Source organism: Bosea sp. (in: a-proteobacteria) (assembly GCA_023910605.1).
Classification (GTDB): Bacteria; Pseudomonadota; Alphaproteobacteria; order Rhizobiales; family Beijerinckiaceae; genus Allobosea.
Genome location: JAAVVV010000001.1, coordinates 2,233,913 through 2,257,428, shown reverse-complemented (window position 1 = coordinate 2,257,428; position 23,516 = coordinate 2,233,913). Strand labels below are relative to the sequence as shown.

Here is a 23,516-nt window from a genome sequence, read left to right as displayed (position 1 = left end):
GGTGAGCGTGGGAGCGGCGACATGTCAGGCAGCGTGAACAAGGTGATTCTGGTGGGCAATCTGGGCAAGGACCCGGAAGTCCGCCGCACGAACAGTGGCGACCCGGTTGTGTCCTTCTCGCTGGCCACGACGGAAAGCTGGCGGGACAAGGCCAGCGGCGAACGCAAGGACCGGACCGAGTGGCATGACGTGGTCATCTTCAACGAGAACCTCGGCAAGGTCGCCGAGAACTATCTGAAGAAGGGCTCCAAGGTGTATGTCGAGGGCCAGCTCCAGACGCGCGAATGGGACGACCAGCAGTCGGGCCAGAAGCGCCGCCGGACGGAGATCGTTCTGCAGCGTTTCCGGGGCGAACTGACGTTGCTCGACAGCCGCGGACGCGGCGAAGGCGCCGACATGGGCGGCGGGCGCGACGGCGGCATGATCGAGGACCGGTCGGGCGGCGGCAACTTCGGCCGTTCCAGCCCGATGGAGCGCCGGCCAGCCGCTCCGGCCGGCCGCGCCTCGACGCTCGACGACGACATCCCGTTCTGAGGCTCGCCTCCATGGCAACACATCCGGCCAGCGTGGCATCCATCGACAGCCTGGTGTCGTGGGTGGCGGTTGAAAGCCCGACCCGCCATGTGCCGGGGGTCAACGCCATGATGGATCTGGTCGCGGCAGAGGTCGCCGGCCTGCCCATCTCCGTCAAGCGGATTGCCGGCCGCGATGGCCTGGGCGATACGCTGTTGCTCGGCGCGGGCCCTGACACGGGCGCGCCGGGCCCGCTCGTGATGTCGCATCTGGACACGGTCCATCCCGTAGGCACGACCAGCGGCGACCTGCCCGTGCGGATCGAAGGCGACAGGCTGTATGGACCTGGCGTCTACGACATGAAGGGCGGCGCCTGGCTGGCGCTTCAGGCGTTCAAACAGGCGGCTCCGATGGCGCGAAAGCCGATCCGATTCCTGTTCACGCCGGACGAGGAAATCGGCAGCCCAACCACGCGCGCCCTGATCGAGGCCGAATCCGCGCGATCAAGCCATGTCCTTGTCACCGAGCCGGCGCGCGATGGCGGCCGCATCGTGACGGCGCGCAAGGGGGTCGGCCGCTTCGAGGTGACCATCGAGGGGCGGCCTGCCCATTCAGGGGCCCGGCACCAGGACGGGCGCAGCGCCATCCGCGAGGCGGCCCGCCAGATCCTCGCTATCGAGGCCATGACCGATTATGCGCGCGGCGTGACCGCGACCGTGGCGCTCGTCACCGGCGGCACCGCGCCCAACGTCATCCCGCAGCATGCCTGGTTCACGGTCGATCTCAGGGTCCGCACGGCGGCGGACGGGACCGAGTTCGAGCAACGGCTGCTGAATCTCAGGCCTCATGATCCCGATGTGAAGGTCAAGGTCTTCGGCGGCATGAACCGCCCTCCTTACGAGAAGACGCCGCCCGTGGCTGCGCTGTTCTAGCATGCTCGGGGGCTGGCCGCCGAGATCGGGTTCACACTTGAGGATTGCCCCATGACAGGCGGCGGTTCGGACGGCAACTTCTCGGCTGCGCTCAACGTGCCGACGCTGGACGGGCTCGGCATCGACGGCGAAGGCGCCCATACGCTTTCCGAACATGGGCTGATCTCATCGATCGCACCGCGTCAGGAACTGATGCGGCGGCTGCTGCTCACGCTCTGACGGCGCCTCAGAAGGTACGGACGACCGCCTTTATCCCGTCGACAACGAACTGCACCGCCATGGCGGCCAGGATCACGCCGAGCAGCCGCGTCAGCACGACATTGCCCGTCACCCCGAGCAGGCGCGAGATCGGCGTGGCGAGGAAGAAGGTCAAGGTGCAGGACAGCACTACCAGCGCCGCGATGCCGACCAGCAGTGACAGTGTCCAGGGATCGCCGCCGGCGCGTCCCGCCAGCAGCATCATGGCCGTCAGGGCTCCGGGGCCCGCCATCAGCGGGATCGCCAGCGGAAAGGCCGCGACGTTCTGGATGTGGTCCCTGGTGATGGCGACATCCGCAGTGTTCTGCTTGCGCTCGTTGCGGCGCTCGAACACCATCTCGAAGGCAATCCAGAACAGCAGCAGCCCGCCCGCAATCCGGAAGGCTGGCAGCGACACGCCGAGAACCCTGAGAAGCGCGTCGCCCGCCAGCGCGAAGAAGGCGAGAAGCACGAAGGCGATCACGGACGCCCTGATGGCCACCACTCGCCGCTGGGCATCCGACATGCCGCGTGTCACAGACAGGAAGATCGGGGCGAGCCCGGGCGGATCGAGCGTGACGAGAAGCGTCACCAGCGCGGCTGCGGTGAAATCATAGATCATCCGCGGCAGATATCCCGGCAGCGCTTCAAAGGCGAGGCCGCAGCCGTGAAAATCGTCCGCGCGTCGCCGGCCGCGGCGCCGCTTGCCTGAAACTTCGCGCTGGCCGGATCGCCGCGCTGGCTTTTTGCGCGTTGGTCAGCCACAAGGCCCGGCCATGCTCCATCTCAACGACCTCACTTATCGCCTCGGCCCTCGCCTGCTCATCGACCAGGCGAGCGTCGCGTTGCCGCCGAACGCCAAGGTCGGGCTCGTCGGCCGCAACGGCACCGGCAAGACCACGCTGTTCCGCATCATCATGGGAGAGCTTGCGACAGAGAGCGGCCATGTCGGCATGCCGAAGAATGTGCGCATCGGAGCCGTGTCGCAGGAAGCGCCCGGCGGTCCCGAAAGCCTGATCGAGGTGGTGCTCGCCGCCGATCTGGAGCGCTGCGCGCTGATGGCCGAGGCGCAGACCACGCAGGACCCGATGCGGCGGGCCGACATCGAAATGCGGCTGGTCGACATCGGCGCCTATTCCGCCGAGGCCCGGGCCGCCTCGATCCTGCATGGCCTGGGCTTTGACGCCGAGCAGCAGAAGCGGCCTTGCTCGTCGTTTTCCGGCGGCTGGCGAATGCGGGTCGCGCTGGCGGCAGTGCTGTTCACCGAGCCGGACCTGCTCCTGCTCGACGAGCCCACCAATTACCTCGATCTCGAGGGCACCTTGTGGCTCTATGACTATCTGGGCCGCTATCCGCACACGGTGCTGGTGATCAGCCACGACCGGGAGTTGCTTGACACCTGCGTCGACCACATCCTGCATCTCGACCAGTCCAAACTCACGCTTTACCGCGGCGGCTATTCCTCGTTCGATCGGCAGCGGACCGAGAAGATGGCGCTGCTGGGCAAGCTCAAGGACAAGCAGGAGGCGGAGCGCAAGCACCTGCAGGCCTTCGTCGACCGCTTCAAGGCCAAGGCTTCCAAGGCAAAGCAGGCCCAGTCCCGCGTGAAGCGGCTCGAGAAGCTCGCGCCGATCGCCGCCATCGTGGACAGCCAGGTCCTGCCCTTCCACTTCCCCGAGCCGACGCGCGAGATGTCGCCCCCGCTCTACACCTTCGATGGCGCGGCGGTCGGCTATGGCGACAAGGCGATCCTCAAGGGGCTCAACCTGTCCATCCAGCCGGATGACCGCATCGCACTGCTGGGCCCGAATGGAAACGGCAAATCCACCTTCTGCAAACTGCTTGCGACGAAGCTCGCGCCGATGGCCGGCGAGGTGCGCCGCTCAAGCCGTGTCGAGGTGGCCTACTTCGCGCAGCATCAGGTCGATGAGCTCCGGCTTGGCGAGACCCCCGTGCAGCACATAGCGCCGCTGATGCCTGATGCAACCGAGGCCCGCATCCGGGCGCGGGCAGCCCAAATGGGCTTTCCCGCCTCCAAGGCCGACACCAGGGTGGCGCAGCTCTCAGGCGGCGAGAAAGCCCGGCTCATGCTCGGCATCGCCACCTTCAAGGGGCCTCATCTGCTGATTCTCGACGAGCCGACGAACCACCTCGACATCGACAGCCGCGCCGCGCTGATGGAGGCGATCAACGATTATCCCGGCGCGGTGATGCTGGTCAGCCATGACCGCTTCCTGATCGAGGCCTGTGCGGACCGGCTCTGGCTGGTCGAAGGCGGCACCATCAAGCCGTTCGATGGCGACCTCGACGAGTACCGCGCCCGTGTCCTGGCCGGGCCTGGCCGGCCGGTGCGGCGCGATGGCGCCTCGGCTCAAGGCGCAGCCGCCGCCTCTCAGGGGAGCGATGCGCGCAAACCCGCGCGCGGCAAGTTCGAGAAGCGGCTCAAGGAGATCGAGGCCGAAATAGCGCGGCTCGACAGTCTGCGCACGCGCATCGATCAGGCCCTGAGCAACCCGGAACTGTTCGCGAAGGAGCCCGAGAAGGCCGGCCGGCTCTCGGCCGACCGCGCGGCGCTGGCCGACAAGATCGCGCGGATCGAGGATGAGTGGCTTGTCGTGAGCACCGAACTCGGCGAGGCGTGATCAGCCCTGCCCGGGCCTGACGATGCGGGTCAGCCTGTTGTCGGTGAAGAGATAGATCTCCCGCCCGCCCGGCTCGCTGTAGAGAACCTGCACCTCGCGCTGGCCCTTGCCGCTTTCGCCGATCAGCACATCGGTGGGCGCGCCGCCCTTGAGCCGCACAAGATCGCACTCGGCGATGCCTTCCGCGATGGCGGCGGGCGCCTGGCGCAGGCGGGAGGGATCAAGCGTGGCTCCGGTTCCGCACGAGCCATCGGGCTGGAGCAGCGGCTCCCCGGTTGTGACCCGCATCGAGGCCGTCTGGTCATTGACGAAGGCGAAGCCGCCCAGGTCCACCGAGCAGCCGCCAAACGCGAGCGCCACTCCCAGAGCCAGAACCGTTCCTTGCACGCGCACCATCATGCTTTCTTCTCCCAGCGGCCATCGGGGCCTTGCTGCCAGTAGCTCGCGGCAAGGCCGGTGGCTCGCGCCACCTTCCAGTCGGCCCGCGCCGCTTCGAGCGCGGCCGGATCGCCACCATCGAACAGCAACGCAATGCGGCTATAGCCTTCCAGTTCCGGCGTAAAGCGGGCGCCGTCCACCAGGAAGCGCACATCGGCGCCGTTCGCATTTGCGCGGGAGGTCGTGACGAGGATGGGCTGGGTCTCGCAGTCGGGCTCCTCGTCGCGGCCATGGGGCAGGAAGCTGCGTTCGGCATAGGTCCACAAAAGATCGTCGATCGCAGCCTGACGCTCGGCGCTCGAGACCTCGACCACCGCCTTCCAGCCCCGCTCAAGCGCCTTCTCGAGCAGAAGCGGCAGCACCTTTTCGAGTGGCTGCCGCTCCAGATGATAGAAGGTCACGTCCATCACGACCTCGTCAGCCCCGCAGCCGGCATCACCCCTCGTAGTGGTCCGCGACCAGCCGGTCGAGCAGGCGCACGCCCCAGCCCGAGGCCCAGCCCTTGCTGATCTCGGTCTGCGGCGAACCCATGGCCGTGCCGGCGATATCGAGATGCGCCCAGGGCGTGTCGTTGACGAAGCGCTTGAGGAAGTGCGCCGCGGTGATCGAGCCGGCGTCGCGGCCGGCGGAGTTCTTCACATCCGCGAACTTGGAATCGATGATCTTGTCGTAGGCCGCCGACATGGGCATGCGCCAGACCGTTTCGCCCGTGGCCTTTCCGGCCTCGAACAGGCGCTCCGCCAGCTTGTCGTCATTGGAGAAAAGACCGGCATTTTCCTTGCCCAGCGCCACCAGAATCGCGCCGGTGAGGGTGGCAAGGTTCACCATGAACTGGGGCTTGTACTTGTCCTGCACGTACCAGAGCACGTCGGCGAGAACGAGCCGGCCCTCGGCATCGGTGTTGATGATCTCGATCGTCTGGCCAGAGAGCGAGCGCACGATGTCGCCCGGCCGCTGCGCCTTGCCGTCGGGCATGTTCTCGACCAGACCGATGGCGCCGATGACATTCGCCTTGGCCTTGCGGCTGGCAAGCGCGTGCATCAGCCCGACCACGCAGCCGGCGCCGGCCATGTCGCCTTTCATGTCCTCCATGCCGGCGGCCGGCTTGATCGAGATGCCGCCGGTGTCGAAGACCACGCCCTTTCCAACGAAGGCGACGGGCTGGGCGCCCTCCTTGCCGCCGTTCCAGCGCATGATGGCGACCTTGCTTTCGCGGTGGGAACCCTGCCCTACGCCGAGCAGGGCGCGCATGCCGATCTTCTTGAGTTGCTTCTCGCCCAGGACCTCCACCTCGACGCCGAGCTTCGACAAAGCCTCGGCCTGCTCCGCGAACTCCTCGGGGCCAAGGACGTTGGGCGCCTCGTTCACGAGATCGCGGGCGAGGCACACACCTTCAGCCACCGCGTCCCTCACCTTCATGGCCTTGCGGGCCTTCAGCGTGTCGGCGACGTGCAGCGCCAGTTCGCCCCCGACATTGGGTTCGGCGTCGGGCTTCTTGGTCTTGTAGCGGTCGAAGCTGTAGCTGCGCAGCCTGGCGCCCAGCGCGACATCCCCCGCCTGGGCCGGCGAGAGAGGACCGGCCGAGCTGGCAAGAAGCGCCGCAAGAGGCCTGCGCGCGGCGATCTTGCCAGCGATGACGCCGCCGATGGCCGGCCAGTCGATCTTGGCGGAATCGTCGCGCGCGCCGAGGCCGACGAGCACGATGCGGTCGAAGCCGCTGCCTGCCGGGGCCATGGTCTGGATCGTGCTCAGCGCCTTTCCCTTGAACTGCTCGATCGCGGCAACCCGGGCGGCAGCCTCGGCAACGGCCTGCGGCACGTCTGCCGGCATGGCGAGATCATCGAAGACAAGGATGGCGACATCGCCCGATGACGGAGGCGCGAGGGGCCTGAGTTCGATTTTGAGACGGTCAACCATCATTGTGCCTCATGCTTGGTGGATGCAATCCGCTGCAGGGTGCAGCGGCAGGAATGCGGCTCCGGGAACGGATTGCCGACTTTTGACCCGGCGTGCGAGGATGTTGTAACGCAAACCTCGATCGTCACAAGCCGGCGCGGTCAGCCACGCCACAAACTCGCCGTGTTTTGCGCGCTGAACATCGCCCGCCCCCAGCTGGCGACCTGAGGAGACAACGGCACCGATGCGTTTGGGATTGCTCGACCGCTATCTGCTCAGGACGATGCTGGTCGCCGCGATAGCCTGTCTCGTGGGCCTCACCTGCGTCATCTGGATCACTTCCGCCCTGCGCGAGCTCAGCCTCGTGACTGGCAAGGGTCAGACGATTCTGGTGTTCCTCAGGTTCACCGCCCTCTCCTTGCCCGCTCTTGTGATCGTGATCGCCCCCGTCGCAGCCTTCGCGGCCACGCTCTACACGCTCAACAAGCTCAACAGCGATTCAGAGCTGATCGTCATGAGCGCCTCGGGCGTGCCGCCGGGGCGGCTGCTCAAGCCGTTTGCGCTCATGGCCGTGATCTCGGCCGCGCTGGTGGCGGTCATGACGCTCCAGGTGATGCCGGCAAGCTTCCGCGAGCTGCGCGACATGATCACGCAGATCAGGAGCGACTTCATCGCCAATGTGGTGAAGGAGGGGCAGTTCACCTCGCTCGACCAGGGCATCACCTTCCATTACCGCGAGCGCTCGGGCGCTGCCCTGCTCGGGATCTTCTTTCTCGACAGCCGCGAGCCCGGAAAATCCTCGGTCTACATCGCCGAGCGCGGGCAGACGCTCGACATCGAGGGCAAGCCCTTCCTCGTGCTCGAGAAGGGATCGATCCAGCGTCAGAGCGCGAAGGCGGAAGACAACTCGATCGTGACCTTCGACCGCTATGGCGTGGACCTGTCTTCGTTCGGACAGGATGGGGCTGATGTCATCCTCAAACCGCGCGAGCGGACGACGCAGGCCCTGCTCTTTCCGGATCCGAACGAAGCCTATTATCGCCTGATCGAAGGGCGCTTCCGGGCGGAGCTGCATGATCGGTTCCTCGCGCCTATCTATGTGATCTGTTTCATCCTGATCGGATTCGCGGCGCTGGGCGAGCCGCGGACCACGCGCCAGGGGCGCGGCTCGGCCATGGCCGCCGCGGCCCTGTCCGTCATGGCCGTGCGCATCGCCGGCTTCGCCCTGTCGAGCCTGATGGTCCGCGCGCCCGGTGCGGTCTATGTCGCCTATGCGCTGCCGCTGCTCGCGATCGTGGCCTGCCTCCTGCTGATCTTCGCGCGGCCCACATTCGCTCCCGCAACAGCGCGCCTGGCCGCCTGGTTGGACGGGCTTGCGAGCGCGGTGCGGACACGGTTTGCGAGGCCGGCATGATCATCGGCCGCACGCTGGGCATCTATATCGCGCTGCGCTTCATCAAGCTGATCGCAGGCGTTTTCTTCACGATTTATCTGCTGATTTTCACGCTCGATTTCGTGGAGTTGATGCGCCGGGCCGGCGATGCGCGGGATGCCTCGGCCGTAGCCATGGCGACTTTGGCTTTCTACCGGGCGCCATCCATTGCAGAGCAGGTGCTGCCCTTCGCCGTGTTGTTCGGGGCGATGGGCGCGCTTCTGGGGCTCAGCCGCAAGCTTGAACTTGTCGTGGCCCGCGCGGCGGGTGTGTCAGCCTGGCAATTCCTGCAGCCGGGACTCGCGGTGGGCGCGGCGCTTGGCATCGCATCGGTGCTGCTGTTCAACCCAATGGCCGCCAGCTTCCGGCAAAAGGCGGGCGAGATGGAGGCTGCGATCTTTGCAAAAAGCGGGCGCGAGACGACCGACAAGGTCATCTGGCTTCGGCAGAAAAGCGTTGATGGGCAATCCGTCATTCGCGCGATCTCCGCCACTGAACAGGGCCTGCAGCTCAATCAGGTTACTTTCTACAACTACGACCCCGAGGGGCTCTTCATCGAGCGGGTTGAGGCGGCGCGCGCAGTATTGCGCAGCGGTTACTGGGAACTCAGCTCTGTTCGGGTGATTTCCATCATGGACGAGCCGCGCACTTATGAATCGTCCGTGCTGGCCACCAATCTCGAGGTCGAGCAGATCCGTCGTAGCTTCACCCCGGCCGACCAGGTCTCCTATTGGGATCTGCCAGAGGTGATCGACCGGACTGAACGCGCGGGCCTCGACGCCACCCGGTATCGGCTGCAGGAAGCCGCGTTGACCGCTCGTCCCGTTCTGCTGCTTGCGATGATTCTGGTGGCTGCGACCGTTTCCTTAAGATTTTTCCGATTTGGTGGCGTAGCTCGAATGGTCCTGGGTGGCGTTATCGCTGGGTTCGTGCTTTACGTCGCCACGGAGTTGACCGAGGATCTGGGGGCCAACGGGATTATCGGTCCCGCCATGGCTGCCTGGTTGCCGGCCATTTTGGGGAGTTTGCTCGGCGTGCTGGCCCTTCTTCATCTGGAAGACGGCTAGTGGACGAGAGTGCGTGGGCAGGTGGTTGAGATCATGACTTCGCGGACAAGGCGCATCCACCGTCTTGCTGCCGGCACGGGGCTCACTCTCGTGCTGTCTCTCGGCGCGGCCAGCGCACAGGGCCCATCCGCGCAAGGCCAGCCTTCGCGCGAGCGCATGCTTATCGAAGCCAGGCAGCTGGTTTACAACAACGACAAGAACACCGTTGAAGCTGTTGGCGACGTCCAGATCTTCTATCAGGGTCGCACGCTTGAGGCGGATCGCGTTGTTTACAACCGAGCGACCAAGCGGGTCTTCGCCGAAGGCAATGCCCGCCTTACCGAAGCGAATGGCCAACTCATAACAGGCTCGCGCTTTGATCTCACCGATGATTTCCGCGACGGCTTCATCAATTCGCTGCGCACCGAGAATCCCGACCGCAGCCGCTTCGCCGCGCCGCGCGCCGAGCGGTCGGCCGGCGACACTGTCAGCTTCGAGACCGGGACCTACACGGCCTGCGAGCCGTGCAAGGACAATCCTGAAAGGCCGCCGCTTTGGCAGGTGCGCTCGCAGAGGATCATCCACAAGGGTGACGAGAAGACGATCTATTTCGAGGGCTCGACGCTGGAGCTCGCGGGTGTGCCCATCGCGTATATTCCCTATTTCTGGTCGCCTGACTCGACCGTGAAGCGGCAGTCCGGGTTTCTTTCCCCGACCATCTTCTCCAGCACGCAGCTTGGCGTCGGCGTCGGCGTGCCGTTCTTCTGGAACCTGGCGCCCAACTACGATCTCACCCTCACGCCGACCTTCTTTTCGCGGCAGGGCTTCCTTGGCCAGGCTGAGTGGCGGCACCGGCTGGTCAACGGCTCCTACGCTATCCGCGCCGCAGGCATCTTCCAGAACGACCCCGGCGTTTACGCTGCGCCTCCCGTCGGAGCAGGTGACCGTCGCTTCCGCGGCTCCATCGAGACGTTCGGCAGCTTCGACATCAATCGCAACTGGCGCTTTGGCTGGGATGTGTCCGGCTCGACCGACCGCTACTTCTACCGCAACTATCGCGTGCGCACTGACGGGCTGACCTCGACCTTCTTCCGTGAAGTGACCTCGACCGTCTATCTCAACGGCCAGAGCGCCAATGCCTGGTTCGATGCGCGTGCCTATCATTTCCGCCCGCTCAGCTACACCGACTGGCAGCGGCAGCAGCCTGTCGTCCATCCGGTGATCGACTACAACAAGCGCTTCGAGGGTCCCGGCGCGCTCGGCGGCGAGATCATGGTCGACGCCAATGTGACGAGCCTGAGCCGTGAGCAGGCGGCATTCCAGACGATTCCAACACCTGGAACGGATATGCCGTCAGGCAAAACGCCGTTCGCGGCATCGAGTTATCTCGTCAACCGACCGGCAACGGGAACGACACCTGCCGCTTCCTTTTATGAAGGCTGCTTCCTCTACAATCGCTCCGAGTGCCTGCTGCGCGGCATAGGCGGTTCCGCCACGCGCGCCTCGATCGGCATTTCATGGCGCCGCCAGATGATCGACCCGATCGGCCAGGTCTGGACGCCGTTCGCGCAGTTGCGCGCCGACGCCTTCTACACCACGTTGAATGCCGGCGGCTTCAACAACAGTTTCCAGAGCGCCTTTGGCGCGCAGGAAGGCACAGCCACGCGCTTCATGCCAGCGATCGGGCTGAGTTATGCCTATCCGCTGGTGATGTCGATCGGCTCGGGCAATCATGTGATCTCGCCCGTGGCCCAGATCATTGCGCGGCCAAGCGAATCCAGGATCGGCCGCACCCCGAACGAGGACGCGCAGAGCCTCGTCTTCGACGACACCAACCTGTTTCAGTGGAACCGGTTCTCGGGCTATGACCGCACCGAAGGCGGCATCCGGATGAGCTATGGTCTCAACTATTCGGGCACCTTCGCGAATGGCGCCTATGCCAACGCCCTTGTCGGCCAGTCCTATCATCTGTCGGGCCGCAACTCCTTCGCGGCGCAGGACATGACCAACTCCGGCGCCAACAGCGGGCTTGAATCGCGCAATTCCGACTATGTCGCGCGGGTGCAGTTCTCGCCCAATCCTTACGGCACCGTCACCGCCAAGGGCCGCTTCGACGAACGAACCTTTGCAGCGCGCGCGATCGAGGTGGCTGCCACTGTGCAGATCGATCCGGTCTGGGCGTCTGTCACCTATGCGCGCTATGATGCCCAGCCCGAGCGCGCCCAGCCGTTCCGCCGAGAGGGCATCTCATTGAGCAGCGGCCTGAAGCTTGGCCAGTTCTGGAGCGTGCGCGGCAGCGTGCTCTACGATCTCGACAAGTATCTGACGGATCGGGTGCTTCCGCTGCCAGCTCAGAAATTGAACACGCCGCGCTTCTCTCCGAGTTCGCTAGTGGTTGGCGCGCGCTACCAGGACGAGTGCACAATCTTCGATGTGAGCTACTTCAGCTCGTTCAAGGACACGACAGAAGGCACGCGCGAGCGGACGAACCAGGGCATTCTCTTCCGGGTTGAACTGCGTACACTTGGGGCATTCACGCACCGTCAGGCCCTTGGCGACCAGATCGGCGGGAATGCTGACGGCATCCCAAGCGCCAAGTGATCGCAACGCGCGACGCAACCGTGATGACCCGCCGCCTACCCCTGCTGCTGACGCAGGGCGACCCTGCCGGCATCGGCCCGGAACTGGCCTTCACGCTATGGAGCGAGCGGGAAAGGTTGGGGCTGCCACCTTTCGCAATGATCGGCTCTGCACACGCTCTTGGTCGAAGTGCAGCAATGATGGGCTTCGGCTCGCCCATTGCCCGCATTGCTGCGCCCGAAGAGGCTGAGGACTGCTTCAGGTCCGGACTGCCGGTGATCGACCACGGCCTTGATGCAGAAGCGGAGCCGGGACAGCCTCAACCCGCCACCGCAGCAGGAACCATTCGCGCCATCGAGATGGCGGTCCGTTTGACGCAGATGGGCAAAGCCGCCGGCATCGTCACCAACCCGATCGCAAAATCGGTTCTGTACGCCGCCGGATTCGTCCATCCAGGTCATACCGAATTTCTCGCAGCGCTGGCAGGAGAGCCTGGCCAGGCAGCTCCGCGCCCGGTCATGATGATCTGGAGCGAGCAGCTCGCCGTGGTGCCGGTTACGATACATGTGCCGATCAGCGCTGTTCCTGGCCTGATCTCAACTGCACTGATCGTCGAAACCGGCGTGATCGTCGCGCGTGAACTCAAGGCCCGTTTCGGCATTGCGACCCCGCGCCTCGCTGTTGCGGGGCTCAACCCTCATGCTGGCGAAGGTGGAGCGATGGGCCGGGAGGATGACGCCATCATTGCTCCTGCGGTGGCCGCGCTCGGCGCCCTTGGCATTGAAGCACGCGGACCGCTGCCAGCTGACACGATGTTTCATGCGCGCGCACGCGCCAGCTATGACGCTGCGCTCACCATGTATCACGATCAGGGCCTGATCCCGGCCAAGACGCTGGCCTTCGACGATGGCGTGAACGTCACGCTTGGCCTGCCCTTCGTCCGCACGTCGCCGGATCACGGAACGGCCTTCGACATAGCGGGCCGCGGCATCGCTCGTCCGGACAGTTTGCTCGCGGCGCTGAGGCTGGCGCGGCGGCTGGGCGAGGGGGCGGCGCCTTGACGCTTGCCGCCGACGGGCTCCCACCCCTGCGCGATGTGGTCAACCATCACGGGTTGCTCGCCAAACGGGCGCTCGGGCAGAATTTCCTCTTCGATCTCAACCTGACGCGCCGCATCGCACGCGCCGGCGGCCCGATCGAAGGGCGCACGGTGGTGGAGATCGGGCCCGGACCCGGCGGGCTCACCCGCGCGCTGCTGCTGGAAGGCGCGGGGCGCGTGATCGCCATCGAGCGCGACGAGCGATGTCTGCCTGCGCTGGCCGAAATCGCAGCGCGGTGGCCCGGCCGCCTCGAGATCATCCATGGCGACGCGATGCGTGAGGACATGCCTGCCCGCCTGCGCGGCGAGCCTGCCAGCATTGTCGCCAACCTGCCCTACAATGTCGGAACCGCGCTCCTCATCGCGTGGCTGACGCGCGGGCCCTGGCCGCCCTGGTTCGATTCGCTCACGCTCATGTTCCAGCGCGAGGTGGCGGAGCGGATCGTCGCCGCGCCGTCGGACCCCTCCAATTACGGGCGATTGAGCGTGCTGTGCGGCTGGCGGACGCAAGCGCGGATCCTGTTCGATGTCGCAGCCTCCGCCTTCGTGCCGCCGCCGAAGATCATGTCGAGCGTGGTCCATCTCGTGCCGCGCGCCGCGCCGCTGGCCTGCGATCTCGCCGAGTTGCAGCGCGTCACGATGGCGGCCTTCGGCCAACGCCGGAAGATGCTCCGGCAGTCGCTGAAAGGGTTGGGCGTCGAGCTGCCGCCCCTGTTCGCGCAGTCGGGCATCAGCGAAACGGCAAGGGCGGAGACGATCGATGTCGCGGGCTTCGTGGCGCTGGCCAATGTCGCGTCACGGCTGCGGGGCGGCGATGCAGCCGATCAGGTCCCGTTTCCGGCGAGCAGCGCGTCCACATAGCCGGGCAGCCCCACAAGCCGGTCGCGCTTCATGCGTTCGGCGGCGAGCACCGCCTTGACGCTGTTGAACGCCTTTCCGAGATCGTCATTGACGATGAGATAGTCGTAGATGCCCCATTGCGCGATCTCGTCACGCGCGTTGCGCAGCCTTCGCCCGATTGTCTCGGGCGAGTCCTCCGCACGGCGTTCCAGCCTTGTCTTCAGCTCGGCCATCGAGGGCGGCAGGATGAAAACCGCCACCACGTCGCGGCGCATCCGCGCCATGATCTGCCGCGTTCCCTGCCAATCGATGTCGAACAGGATGTCGCGCCCCTCGGCGAGGGTCGCCTCGGCGGCGCGGCGCGGCGTGCCGTAGAAATTGCCGTGGACCTCCGCGCTCTCGAGCAACTCGCCGCGATCGCGCATCGCCTTGAAGTCATCCACGGTGATGAAGTGATAATGCTTGCCGTCGATCTCTGATGGTCGGCGCGGCCGGGTCGTGACCGAGATCGACAGCCGAACGTCGGGCTCATCCGCAACCAGCTGGCGCGTCAGGGTGGATTTGCCCGCGCCCGACGGCGAGGACAGGATCAGCATCAGGCCGCGGCGCTGGATTGGTGCCATCAGCTTCACTCCACGTTCTGCGCCTGTTCGCGGAACTGGTCCACGATCGCGCGCAACTCCAGGCCGACGCGCGACAGCTCCACATGATTGGCCTTGGCGCAAAGCGTGCTGGCTTCACGCCCGAACTCCTGCGCGAGGAAGTCGAGCTTGCGGCCAACGGCGCCGCCCTGATCGAGCAGCTCGCGCGAGGTATCGACATGCGCGCCCAGCCGGTCAAGCTCCTCGCGCACATCCGCCCGCGTGGCCAGAAGCGCTGCCTCCTGATACAGCCTGTCGGGGTCAAGCGTGTTCTCGCGCCCATTCATCAGCGCCGAGACCTGCGCCTCCAGGCGCGCGCGAATGGCTGCCGCGCTGCGGGCGGGATGGCTCTCGACGATGGCCACGAGTTCGCTCATCCGGGACAATTGCGCCGCCAGAACGTCGCGCAGCGTACGCCCCTCCTGCCGCCGTGAGGACGCCAGCGCCTCGGCTGCGCGGCCGGCGGCCGCCACCAGATGCGGCTGAACATCAGCGCCCAGCGCCTGTTCGTCGGGTTCCTCTACCTCTACCACGCCGCGGACCTGCAAGAGACCATCGAGCGTGGCGGGCTGGAACGGCAGCGAGGTCGGCAGGCTGGCCAGCGCCTCGGCGAGCGAGGTCAGCACGTCTGCGTTGATCCGGACAGCGGGGCGCCGCGCTTCGGCCCGCTGCACCATGAGGCCGACCTGGACGGCGCCGCGCGTGACGACGGCAGACACCAGCTTGCGGGCCTCCTCGCCCACAGCCTCGAAGCCCGGCGGCACGCGCACCCGGATATCGAGGTTGCGGCCGTTCACCGACTTCATTTCCCAGGCGAAGCTGACAGCTCCATGAGAACCAGCTTCGCGCGCGAAGCCTGTCATGCTCGAAATCATCGGGGAATGGTCCGGAATCGTCGTGTGAAGGCTGCGAACCGTAGTGCGCTTTTCGGGGAGCGAAAAGCGCTAATCCAGAACAGCCTTCAAGGCCGCAGCGGAGGAATGGCCTTCGGCGTGTTGAGATCGAAGGTGCGATTGAGCAAGGGATCGCGAGCAGTGCCCTCCGATGCGTCAAAAGCGCGGGCCCGTTGGCCTGGCGCTGCGCCCTGCCCAGCCTCGGTCGAACGGCCCGACTGAGGCGCAGGCTGGTTCATGCCGGCGCGGCGACCGGCCGGCACCGGAAAGGTCTCGAGATCGGAAGGCTGCGTCTGATCCTCGAAAGCGGTGGAACGCGGATCGAGCGCGTCAAGCGCCTCCGTGCGGCGCTCGGGCTGTCCGGGCGTGGCGGCAGGAGACTGGGCCGGGGCCTGGACCGGCGGCGGCTCCGTGCGGTCCACGCTGGCTTCGGCGGAGGGCCGGCCTGCCTCGCGGCGCGACGCCTCGATCTGGCGCCAGCGCACAACATTGCGGTTGTGCTGATCGAGCGATTCGGCGAAGGCGTGGCCGCCTGTGCCATCGGCGACGAAGAACAAATCTCGCGTCCGCGACGGGTTGGCCACAGCCTCCATCGCCGCGCGGCCAGGATTGGCGATCGGCCCCGGCGGCAGGCCATCGATCACATAGGTATTGAACGGCGTCGGCTGCGTAATCTCGGTGCGCAGGATGCCGCGCCCGAGCGTGCCCTTGCCGCCCACCAGCCCGTAGACAATGGTGGGATCGGATTGCAGCTTCATGCGCCGGTTGAGGCGGTTGACGAACACGCCCGCCACACGCGGCCGCTCGTCGGCACGGCCCGTTTCTTTCTCGACGATCGAGGCAAGCGTCACAAGTTCCTGCGGGGTCCTGAGGGGCAGGTCCGCCACACGGCGCGCCCAGATGCGGTTCAATTCCTCGCGCTGCTTGTCCGTCATCGTCTGGATCACCCGTTGACGGCTCCAGCCGCGCTCGACGCGGTATGTGTCCGGCAGGAGCGATCCCTCGCGCGGGATCTGCGCGACCTCGCCGGTGAGCAGGTCGTTCTCCTTGAGCCGCGCCACGATTTGCTCGCTGGTAAGCCCCTCGGGTATCAGGACGGAGTGCAGCACGGGCTTGCCGCTCGTCAGCACGTCGAGCGCCTCGCGCTGGCTGATGCCGGCCTTGAAGAGGTATTCGCCTGCGCGCAGCTGCGACCAGGCGCCGTTGAGATAGCCCGCCAGACCGAACATCAGCGGATTGCGGATGACGCCTTCGCGGTCGAGTTGCTCGGCAACTTCAGACAGCCCGCTGCCGGGCGGGATGATCAGCGCCCTGTCCGCCGCCAGCGGTCCGGGCTCGCCGGCCTGCCGCGTCACGACGATGAAGGCGCCGCCGATCACGACGGCGCCGATCACTGCGATCGTGAACATGGCGCTGAGAAACCCGATCAGGCCGCCGCGGCGGCGCTTGATCTTGCGCGGCGGAGGCGGAGGCGGCGCGCTCGGCTTCATCGCCTCGGACGGGCTGCGCGGGGACGCCCGTTGCTGATCGCCCAATCCGGACGGCTTATCATTCATGGCGCTCATGTCCCCGACTGACCCGCGCTGGGATTGGCTCCGCGTGTGGCTCTCGGCACTGTGTCTCCGGTCCGAATGCGACCAAATCAGGCCGACGGGCCAGATACGCCATGCGTCAAAGCCCATAGCGCCGGAAGACCAGCGAAGCGTTCGTCCCACCAAACCCGAAGGAATTGGACAGGGCGACGTCGATGGAGCGCTTGCGGGCCTTGTGCGGCACAAGGTCGATTTTCGTTTCGATGGAGGGATTGTCAAGATTGAGCGTGGGCGGCGCGATGTTGTCGCGAATGGCGAGGATCGAGAAGATCGCCTCCAGCGCGCCCGCCGCGCCAAGCAGATGCCCGACGGCCGATTTGGTCGACGACATCGAGATATTGACGGCGTGCTCCCCCAGAAGGCGCTCGATGGCGCGCAACTCGATCTCGTCGCCAAGCGGGGTCGAGGTGCCATGGGCGTTGATGTAGTCGACCTCGGAGGGCTCGATGCCGGCGCGCTTGAGCGCCGCGCGCATGCAGCGATAGGCGCCGTCGCCATCTTCGCTGGGCGACGTGATGTGAAAAGCGTCGCCCGACATGCCGTAGCCGACAACCTCGGCATAGATTCGCGCGCCACGCGCAAGCGCATGATCAAGCGCCTCGACCACCACAACACCGGCGCCCTCGCCCATGACGAAGCCGTCACGGTCCCTGTCGTAGGGGCGCGAAGCCTTTTCGGGCGTATCATTGTAGGAGGTGGACAGCGCACGGCAGGCGCAGAAGCCGGAAATGCCGATGCGGTTCACGCCCGACTCGGTGCCGCCGGCGACCATGACCTCGGCATCGCCCAGAGCCACGATGCGGGCCGCGTCGCCGATGGCATGGGCGCCGGTCGAGCAGGCGGTCGCTACGGCATGGTTGGGGCCCTTGAGACCGTGCTGGATCGAGACGTAGCCCGATGCGAGATTGGCTAGACGGCCAGGAATGAAAAACGGCGAGAGACGCCGGGGGCCCTTCTCGTGCAGGATGATCGAGCCATCGAAAATGCCGCCGATGCCGCCGATGCCTGAGCCGATCATGACGCCTGTGGTGGTCTGTTCCTCATAGGTCCGGGGCTTCCACCCGGCATCGGCGAGCGCCTGCGTCGCCGCCGCCATGGCGTAGACGATGAACTCGTCGACCTTGCGCTGCTCCTTGGACTCCATCCAGTCGTCTGGATTGTATGTGCCGGCCGAGCCGTCACCGCGCGGGGGAACGCAGGCAATGCGGCACGGAAGGTCGCTGGCGTCGAAACCCGTGATCGGCGCGGCGGCGCTGTCGCCAGCGATCAGCCGGCGCCAGGTCTCCTCCACGCCGCAGGCAAGCGGAGACACCGTGCCCAGCCCCGTCACAACGACGCGCCGCATCGCTTGTACTCCGTATCAGTCTATGGCCGGAGGAAACTGGCCCGCGGAGGCGGATCAGGCAGCGGCGTTCTTTTCGAGGAACTTCACCGCGTCGCCGACCGTGACGATCGTCTCGGCAGCGTCGTCGGGAATCTCGACGTTGAACTCTTCCTCGAATGCCATGACCAACTCGACCGTGTCGAGCGAGTCGGCGCCCAGATCGTCGATGAAATTGGCGCCGGCGACGACCTTGTCCGCGTCCACGCCAAGGTGCTCGACAACAATCTTCTTCACACGCTCCGCGACATCGCTCATGGACACGTCCTCTTCGTTTGCTTTCACGCCATTTCGTTTGGCGCCTGATGTGATATGCCGCTCGAACACGCTAAGCCAGCGGGCGCGGCGGTGACGACCGTGGTGCAGAAGCCCAACACGACGGCAAACGTCAAGCCCCTGCGCCCTTCCCAGCGGTGAATAGCATGCCGGCTGGACGCTGGCGAGCCGTTTTAAGAAGCGGCAGGCAGAGCTGGAGCAAGACCGCGCAAGCGGCTCAGATCATTGCTATTCCACCATTCACGTGCAGGGTCTGCCCGGTCATGTACGAGGCCTCCGGACTGGCCAGAAAAACGGCGGCGGCAGCAATGTCGGCGCCCAGGCCAAGCCTGCCCATCGGCACATTGGCGAGAATGGCCTCGCGCTGCTTGTCATTCAGAGCGTCCGTCATGGGCGACTCGATGAAGCCCGGCGCGATGACATTGACCGTGATGCCGCGGCTGGCGACCTCGGCGCCGAGCGCCTTCGACATGCCGATCAGACCTGCCTTGGAGGCGGCATAGTTGCCCTGCCCCGGATTGCCCGTGGTGCCGACCACCGAGCCGATGGAAATGATCCGCCCCTGGCGGCGGCGCATCATGCCCTTGACGGCCCCGCGCATAAGCCGGAACGAGGCGGTCAGGTTCACCGCGATGACCTGGTCCCACTCCTCATCCTTCATGCGCAGGAAGAGGTTGTCGCGCGTGATCCCGGCATTGTTGACCAGAATATCGAGCTGGCCCAGCGCCGCCTCGGCAGCCGGCACGAGCGAGTCCACGGCCGCCGGGTCTGACAGATTGCATGGCAACGCCACAGCCCCGTCGCCAAGCTCGGCCACGAGCCGCTCCAGCACCTCGGCGCGCGTGCCGGAAACGGCCACGCGTGCGCCCTGGGCCGCAAAGGCGCGGGCGATCGCCCCACCTATGCCGCCTGTGGCGCCTGTGACGAGGGCGGTCTTGCCAGCCAAGGAGAACATGGTGATACCCTTCCGGTTCAGCCGCGTGCGGCGGCGAAAGCAGCCGCAAAGGCCGCGATGTCATCAGGCCCGTTCACTGCCGTGAAGCTGGCATCGGGAGCGATGCGCTTGCCGAGGCCGGTGAGCACCTTGCCTGAGCCCACCTCGTGAAAGGCAGTGACGCCGGCAGCGGCCATGGCGGCCACGCATTCGCGCCAGCGCACGGTTCCGGTGACCTGGGCCACAAGGCTGTCACGGATCGCGGCGGGCTCGGCGAGAGGGGCGGCGCCGACATTGGCCATCACGGGGATGGCCGGCGCGCTCATCATCACCCGCGCCAGCGCCTCACGCATCGCATCTGCGGCGGGCTGCATCAAAGAGCAATGGAAGGGCGCGGAGACAGGAAGCAGAACGGCACGGCGCACGCCGCGTTCGCCTGCCAGCGCCATGGCCCGCTCGACGGCAGCCTTCGATCCTGACAGCACGACCTGTCCGCCACCATTATCATTGGCGACCTCGCAGACATCGCCCTGGGCGGCATCCTGCGCAATGGCGCGGGCCGCGTCGAGTTCGGTTCCGATCAGCGCCGCCATGGCGCCCTGCCCGGCCGGAACCGCTTTCTGCATCGCATCCCCGCGAATCCGAAGAAGGCGGGCGGCATCGGCGACCGAGAAGGTTCCAGCGGCGGCCAGCGCGGCATACTCGCCAAGCGAATGGCCGGCGACGAATGCCACGTCCCGGCGCATGTCGAGACCGGCCTCGGCCTCGATCACCCGCACCAAAGCCACCGAAACAGCCATAAGCGCCGGCTGGGCATTCGCCGTGAGGGTCAGATCGTCGGCAGGACCATCCCACATGAGGGTCGAAAGCGACTGGCCTAGCGCAGCGTCGACCTCGGCGAAGACAGCGCGTGCAATGGGAAAAGCCTCCGCCAGAGCCTTGCCCATGCCCACGGCCTGGCTGCCCTGCCCGGGAAACAACAATGCTGCGCTCATCCTGGCCTCACGACGGGTGAATTGCCGCGCGGCAGTCGCATTGAAAACAGTCAGCCGTCAAGATCGGCCTCGCGGCATTCGGTCCGGTCCGGCGCGCTCAAGGGCGTCGGGGCGCTCGCTGCGGGTCTCGCCGGGGCCCTGGGATGGCTGCTCCAGCGGCGCGGGCGGACGCGGATCGGATGACTGCGCATGCGCCGCCGGGGCCGAAGCACAGAGCCGGAAGGACAAGGCCTGCTGGCAGGGCCGCGCAGTTGCGGGCGGGGGCATGTCGTGCCATCGGCTCTCTGCTTGCCATGCGGGTCAGAGCCTTCGCGGTCATCAGACGAAGACCCGGCGCTTGGAGAACGAGGGGCTGGAGGAAGCGTTCCCGCCACGCCGGAAGCCACGGACGTCCGGCGCGACATCCGCATCCCCAGCGCCAAAAGCCTTGCCTTCGGCGCAGGCATGGCCTAAACGCGAGCTCTGTTTGCCTCGGCTGGGGGCTGAACGGGCGCGCGCCGTCAGTTTGCTTGACGGAACGATGGGGCTGAGCCCCGACGCCCCGTGTCTCCGCCTTCGACAGCAAATCGGGCCTTCCGCGCGGCACGCCGCATGGGATTTGGCTCGAAGGGCTTTGCGCCGGGGCACAGCGCTGAAACAGAAGGAAGGCCGATGGCACTTTACGAACACATCTTCATGGCGCGCCAGGACGTGAGCGCGCAGGCCGTGGAAGCCCTGATCGATCAGTACAAGGGCATCATCGAAGCTGGCGGCGGCACCGTCGGCAAGGTCGAGTACTGGGGCGTCAAGTCCCTTGCCTACCGCATCAAGAAGAACCGCAAGGCTCATTATTCGCTCCTCAACATCTCCAGCCCGCCCGCCGCGGTGGCAGAGATGGAGCGCCAGATGCGCCTGAGCGAAGACGTGCTCCGCTTCATCACGATCCGCGTGGAAGAGCACGAGGAAGGGCCGTCCGCCATGCTGCAGAAGCGTGAGCGCGACGAGCGCCGTGACCGCGAGCGGTTTGGCGACGAGCGTCCGCCGCGCCGCCGTGACGAAGAAGAAGCAGCCGAGGAGTTCTGAGCATGACCGCTGGCGCACGCCGTCCGTTTTTCCGCCGCCGCAAGTCCTGCCCGTTCTCGGGCGAAGGCGCTCCCAAGATCGACTACAAGGATGTGAAGCTGCTTTCGCGTTACATCTCCGAACGCGGCAAGATCGTTCCCTCCCGCATCACGGCCGTATGCGCCAAGAAGCAGCGCGAGCTGGCCACGGCCATCAAGCGCGCCCGCTTCCTTGGCCTCCTGCCCTATGTGATCAGCTGAGGCTGAACCGGCTGCGGCCTTCTCACGCCGCAGCCAGCCAACCACGTCGCCCGGCGGTGCAACTCCGCCGGGTTCGTTGAAGCAAGCGCTTCTCACCTCGCCGGGCCGATGCCCGAGCGGCGGGACAGCAGGACCACGATGAGCTATCTGGTCGCCGGCATCGGCGCGGGCATCGTTTCCGCGCTCCTGTTCGCGGTGGTGATCTCAGGATCGCCGCTGGCGCTGCTGCTGTCCTATGCCGCCCCCCTCCCTGTCTTCGTCGCAGCGCTCGGATGGCATCATCGCGCGGGGTTTGTTGCCGCCATGGCCGGCGGGCTGGCGTTGGCGGTCGCGCTGCGTTTCCAGGGCGGCCTCGCCTTTGCGATCGGGATTGCGCTGCCCGCATGGGGCATCGCCTATCTGACCTTGCTTGGCCGCACCGATGAGCGCGGCGTCACCGAATGGTATCCGCTCGGCCGCCTTCTTCTGTGGATTGCGGGCACGGCGGCGCTTGTGACCCTGGTCGGGGCCATCGCCATCGCGGGAGACCACGAAGCCTATCGCACCGCGATGGAGCGCTCGATCACCAGCGTGCTGTCCGGCTCTGTGCCGGGCCTTCCGCCGCCCACCCTTCCAGCCGGAATCAGCGTCGCCGACATGGCGTCGATGCTCGCGACCTGGGCTCCGTTCCTTGCGGGCGCATCCTTCGTGCCGATGCTCACAGTCAATCTCTGGATGGCGGCCAAGGCCGTGAACGTTTCGGGGCGCCTGCCGCGTCCCTGGCCCATGCTGGCCGCAACCAACCTGCCGCGCGAGGCGCTGTTCGTCACTGGCGCGGCGCTGGCCTTCTCGATGCTGCCGGGCTTCATCGGCTTTTTCGGCATGGCCATTCTCGGAGCCATGGCCGCCGCCTTCATGATCAACGGGTTCGCCGGCATCCACGAGCTGTCCATCGGCAGGCCGATGCGCGCGGGCATCCTGGTGTCGCTCTATCTCGGCCTGCTGGTCGGCGCGACCGTGCTGCTGCCGCTGATCGCCATCTTCGGTTTCATCGATTGCCTGTTGCGGCTGCGCGAGCGCCGCTCCCGGCCGCAACCTCCCACCCCGATCTGACACGAACCCCAAGGAGAATCACAATGGAAGTCATCCTGCTCGAACGCGTCGCCAAGCTTGGCCAGATGGGCGAAGTCGTCCGCGTGCGCGACGGCTACGGCCGCAATTTCCTGCTGCCGCGCGGCAAGGCCCTGCGCGCCACGGAAGCCAACAAGAAGCGCTTCGCCGATCAGCGCGCCCAGCTCGAAGCGCGCAACCTCGAGGCCCGCAGTGAAGCCGCCAGCGTGGCTGAGCGCCTCGACGGCTCCAGCTATGTGCTGATCCGCCAGGCCGGCGAGTCGGGCACGCTCTACGGATCGGTTTCGGTGCGCGACATCGCGGCCGCGCTGGGCGAAGGCGGCTTCACCGTCGACAAGAGCCAGATCACGATCAATTCGCCGATCAAGACCCTCGGGCTCTACACCCTGCCCGTGGTGCTGCACCCGGAAGTCGAGGCCAAGATCACAATCAACGTCGCCCGCTCCGCCGAGGAAGCCGAGCGCCAGGCCCGCGGCGAGACCGCGACCGTGCGCGAGGAGTTCAACCTGGATGATCTCGGCCTTGAAGTGGGCGCTGCCCTTGCCGAAGCTGGGCCCAACGCCGAAATGTGAGGCCGACGCCAGATTTCGGGCTTCCCGCAAGCCCTGTTGTGCTAAAGGAGCTGCCCACGGGCAGCTCCTTGACGTTGGCGCCTGTGAATATCTGTGATTCGTGACGTGGCCCCTTCGCGGGGCCTTTGATGTGCTCCATTGCTGTGGAGCGTGATGACAGGTGCAT

Annotated in this window: 21 protein-coding genes and 2 pseudogenes; 12 read left to right on the top strand and 11 right to left on the bottom strand. The window is 66.2% G+C overall.

Going from position 1 to position 23,516, the window contains the following annotated elements; genetic code table 11:
- The first annotated feature begins 21 nt into the window (after positions 1-21).
- Both ssb and HEQ16_10890 read left to right on the top strand, forming a co-directional pair.
- Complete coding sequence (gene ssb / locus HEQ16_10895) at positions 22-534, top strand: single-stranded DNA-binding protein (protein MCO4054536.1); 513 nt, start codon at positions 22-24, stop codon at positions 532-534.
- Positions 535-545: 11 nt separating this feature from the next.
- Positions 546-1,664 (top strand): annotated as a pseudogene (locus tag HEQ16_10890) (M20 family metallopeptidase).
- A 7-nt stretch (positions 1,665-1,671) separates the two neighbouring features.
- Here HEQ16_10890 and HEQ16_10885 read toward each other — a convergent pair.
- A complete protein-coding gene (locus HEQ16_10885; protein ID MCO4054535.1) occupies positions 1,672-2,304 on the bottom strand; it encodes a MarC family protein in 633 nt (210 codons plus the stop codon).
- Between the two features lie 154 nt (positions 2,305-2,458).
- Here HEQ16_10885 and HEQ16_10880 point away from each other — a divergent pair, with 154 nt between their 5' ends.
- Positions 2,459-4,324 carry an ABC-F family ATP-binding cassette domain-containing protein gene (locus HEQ16_10880; protein MCO4054534.1) on the top strand — a complete coding sequence of 622 codons (1,866 nt, stop codon included), beginning with the start codon at positions 2,459-2,461 and terminating at the stop codon, positions 4,322-4,324.
- Here HEQ16_10880 and HEQ16_10875 read toward each other — a convergent pair.
- The 3 genes and pseudogenes from HEQ16_10875 to HEQ16_10865 form a co-directional block, all read right to left on the bottom strand.
- A pseudogene (locus HEQ16_10875) lies at positions 4,325-4,519 on the bottom strand (hypothetical protein).
- Between the two features lie 200 nt (positions 4,520-4,719).
- Positions 4,720-5,172: a DNA polymerase III subunit chi gene (locus HEQ16_10870; GenBank protein MCO4054533.1), complete on the bottom strand. Its 453-nt coding sequence runs from the start codon at positions 5,170-5,172 to the stop codon at positions 4,720-4,722.
- A 25-nt stretch (positions 5,173-5,197) separates the two neighbouring features.
- The gene (locus tag HEQ16_10865; GenBank protein MCO4054532.1) at positions 5,198-6,679 is read right to left on the bottom strand and encodes a leucyl aminopeptidase; all 1,482 of its coding nucleotides are present in this window, start codon (positions 6,677-6,679) and stop codon (positions 5,198-5,200) included.
- Positions 6,680-6,908: 229 nt separating this feature from the next.
- Here HEQ16_10865 and lptF point away from each other — a divergent pair, with 229 nt between their 5' ends.
- The 5 genes from lptF to rsmA are packed head-to-tail and all read left to right on the top strand — an operon-like array spanning position 6,909 to position 13,676.
- Positions 6,909-8,072, top strand: coding sequence for an LPS export ABC transporter permease LptF (gene lptF / locus HEQ16_10860; GenBank protein MCO4054531.1), 1,164 nt, complete (start codon positions 6,909-6,911; stop codon positions 8,070-8,072).
- Positions 8,069-9,157, top strand: a complete 1,089-nt coding sequence (gene lptG / locus HEQ16_10855; GenBank protein MCO4054530.1) for an LPS export ABC transporter permease LptG — start codon at positions 8,069-8,071, stop codon at positions 9,155-9,157. The genes lptF and lptG overlap by 4 nt, the downstream gene beginning before the upstream one ends.
- Positions 9,158-9,190: 33 nt before the next feature.
- The gene (locus tag HEQ16_10850; protein MCO4054529.1) at positions 9,191-11,737 is read left to right on the top strand and encodes an LPS-assembly protein LptD; all 2,547 of its coding nucleotides are present in this window, start codon (positions 9,191-9,193) and stop codon (positions 11,735-11,737) included.
- A gap of 23 nt (positions 11,738-11,760) precedes the next feature.
- On the top strand, positions 11,761-12,777 hold the full coding sequence (gene pdxA, locus HEQ16_10845; protein ID MCO4054528.1) for a 4-hydroxythreonine-4-phosphate dehydrogenase PdxA: 1,017 nt from the start codon (positions 11,761-11,763) through the stop codon (positions 12,775-12,777).
- Complete coding sequence (gene rsmA / locus HEQ16_10840) at positions 12,774-13,676, top strand: 16S rRNA (adenine(1518)-N(6)/adenine(1519)-N(6))-dimethyltransferase RsmA (GenBank protein ID MCO4054527.1); 903 nt, start codon at positions 12,774-12,776, stop codon at positions 13,674-13,676. Before pdxA ends, rsmA begins: the two co-directional genes overlap by 4 nt.
- Here the strand turns inward: rsmA and gmk are convergent.
- From gmk to fabD, 7 genes are all read right to left on the bottom strand, one after another.
- The gene (gene gmk / locus HEQ16_10835; GenBank protein ID MCO4054526.1) at positions 13,640-14,278 is read right to left on the bottom strand and encodes a guanylate kinase; all 639 of its coding nucleotides are present in this window, start codon (positions 14,276-14,278) and stop codon (positions 13,640-13,642) included. The two genes, rsmA and gmk, sit on opposite strands and share 37 nt — an antisense overlap.
- 5 nt (positions 14,279-14,283) lie before the next feature.
- Complete coding sequence (locus HEQ16_10830) at positions 14,284-15,171, bottom strand: YicC family protein (GenBank protein ID MCO4054525.1); 888 nt, start codon at positions 15,169-15,171, stop codon at positions 14,284-14,286.
- Positions 15,172-15,257: 86 nt separating this feature from the next.
- Positions 15,258-16,754 (bottom strand): endolytic transglycosylase MltG, encoded by a 1,497-nt coding sequence (gene mltG / locus HEQ16_10825; GenBank protein ID MCO4054524.1) that lies wholly within the window; start codon positions 16,752-16,754, stop codon positions 15,258-15,260.
- 106 nt (positions 16,755-16,860) lie between these two features.
- The gene (gene fabF, locus HEQ16_10820; GenBank protein MCO4054523.1) at positions 16,861-18,126 is read right to left on the bottom strand and encodes a beta-ketoacyl-ACP synthase II; all 1,266 of its coding nucleotides are present in this window, start codon (positions 18,124-18,126) and stop codon (positions 16,861-16,863) included.
- 54 nt (positions 18,127-18,180) lie between these two features.
- On the bottom strand, positions 18,181-18,420 hold the full coding sequence (locus HEQ16_10815; protein ID MCO4054522.1) for an acyl carrier protein: 240 nt from the start codon (positions 18,418-18,420) through the stop codon (positions 18,181-18,183).
- Positions 18,421-18,655: 235 nt separating this feature from the next.
- A complete protein-coding gene (gene fabG / locus HEQ16_10810; protein ID MCO4054521.1) occupies positions 18,656-19,393 on the bottom strand; it encodes a 3-oxoacyl-[acyl-carrier-protein] reductase in 738 nt (245 codons plus the stop codon).
- Positions 19,394-19,410: 17 nt separating this feature from the next.
- The gene (fabD, locus tag HEQ16_10805) at positions 19,411-20,367 is read right to left on the bottom strand and encodes an ACP S-malonyltransferase (protein MCO4054520.1); all 957 of its coding nucleotides are present in this window, start codon (positions 20,365-20,367) and stop codon (positions 19,411-19,413) included.
- Positions 20,368-21,018: 651 nt separating this feature from the next.
- On the opposite strand from fabD, the gene rpsF reads away from it, so the two are divergent.
- The 4 genes from rpsF to rplI all read left to right on the top strand — a co-directional run bounded on the left by rpsF (position 21,019) and on the right by rplI (position 23,350).
- Complete coding sequence (gene rpsF / locus HEQ16_10800; protein MCO4054519.1) at positions 21,019-21,429, top strand: 30S ribosomal protein S6; 411 nt, start codon at positions 21,019-21,021, stop codon at positions 21,427-21,429.
- Positions 21,430-21,431: 2 nt separating this feature from the next.
- Positions 21,432-21,668, top strand: coding sequence for a 30S ribosomal protein S18 (locus HEQ16_10795; GenBank protein MCO4054518.1), 237 nt, complete (start codon positions 21,432-21,434; stop codon positions 21,666-21,668).
- Positions 21,669-21,806: 138 nt separating this feature from the next.
- The gene (locus HEQ16_10790) at positions 21,807-22,760 is read left to right on the top strand and encodes a DUF2232 domain-containing protein (protein MCO4054517.1); all 954 of its coding nucleotides are present in this window, start codon (positions 21,807-21,809) and stop codon (positions 22,758-22,760) included.
- A 23-nt stretch (positions 22,761-22,783) separates the two neighbouring features.
- A complete protein-coding gene (rplI, locus tag HEQ16_10785; protein MCO4054516.1) occupies positions 22,784-23,350 on the top strand; it encodes a 50S ribosomal protein L9 in 567 nt (188 codons plus the stop codon).
- The last annotated feature ends 166 nt before the right edge of the window (positions 23,351-23,516 follow it).